The sequence below is a fragment of the Hominisplanchenecus sp. genome, assembly GCF_046967715.1.
Lineage (GTDB): Bacteria > Bacillota > Clostridia > Lachnospirales > Lachnospiraceae > Hominisplanchenecus > Hominisplanchenecus faecis.
Genome location: NZ_JBKVNQ010000080.1, coordinates 1 through 1254 on the forward strand (window position 1 = coordinate 1; position 1254 = coordinate 1254).

General features: G+C 40.6%; 1 protein-coding gene. It reads left to right on the forward strand.

Features of this window, described 5'->3' with window-relative positions:
• Positions 1-188: 188 nt before the first annotated feature.
• Positions 189-1254 (forward strand): AAA family ATPase (locus tag ACLTL4_RS10255; protein WP_412320499.1); only part of this gene is annotated, 1066 nt, incomplete at its 3' end.

Here is a 1254-nt window from a genome sequence, read left to right on the forward strand (position 1 = left end):
CGGTATCCCGCCAGATTTCAGATGCTCTGGTAACTCAGTTACCGAGTAGTTCACTTATTAACTTTGTTATTGATTCTTGTTTTCGGATAAGTGTGTGAATGCCTTGAACCAAAGGGAGATAAATGGTAGTATATCTACAAAGTATTTTCCTGATGTTTGGGGCATTTTTTATGGGAAGGAGGGCTTACATGCGACATTTAAAACTTCCGCTTGGAATGTCTGATTTTGAGGAGATCAAGCAGAACGGTTATTATTATATTGATAAAAGTGGGTTGATTTCGGATCTGTTGGTGAGGAAGGCGGCTAAAGTGACGTTGATCACCAGACCACGCCGCTTTGGAAAGACGCTGGGGATGAGTATGCTGGCTCACTTTTTTGATATTGAAAAAAACAGCAGGGCACTTTTTGAGGGGCTGGAGATTTCAAAGCAGAAGGAACTTTGTGTGCAGTGGATGAACCAGTATCCGGTCATTTTTCTTACATTCAAAAAAGTAGATGGATTAAATTTTAAAAGTGCATATGAAATGCTGGAAGCTACGATAGCAGAATTCTGTCAGAGGCATTCTTTTTTGATGGAGAGTGAAAAAATTGCAAAAGAGCAGAAAGAAGTTTTTCAGAGATTAAAAGAGTGTAGAGCATCCGGGACAGAGCTGAAAAACAGCTTGGAATTTCTGGCAAGAATGATGCAGATCCATTATGGAAAACAGGTTATTTTACTGCTGGATGAATATGATGTGCCGATTGCGAAGGCAAGCAGCAATGGCTATTACAAAGAGATGCTGGAAGTGATGAAAGCAATGCTCGGTTCATCTCTGAAAGATAATCCATCTGTAAAGTTTGCAGTGATCACCGGATGTCTGAAAGTGGCGAAGGAGAGTATTTTTACCGGAACCAATAATTTTGTGTCGGACAGTATTCTCTCTTTTGGGTTCAGTGAATATTTTGGGTTTACCCAAAAAGAAACCGAGAAACTTCTGCTGGATGCGGATGCGGCAGAGTATGCACTGGCGGTCAGAAAATGGTATGATGGTTATCATTTTGGGAATTATGATATTTACTGCCCATGGGATGTGCTGAATTATCTGCACGATCTGCAGGATAATCCACAGGCAAAGCCGGCAAGTTACTGGAAAAATACAAGCGATAATGCGATCATCCGATCTTTTATTGATTATGCAGGAAGCAACATTACCAGAAAAATGGAAACCTTGCTTTCCGGGGGATATATTGTACAGCAGATTGAAGAAAATCTGA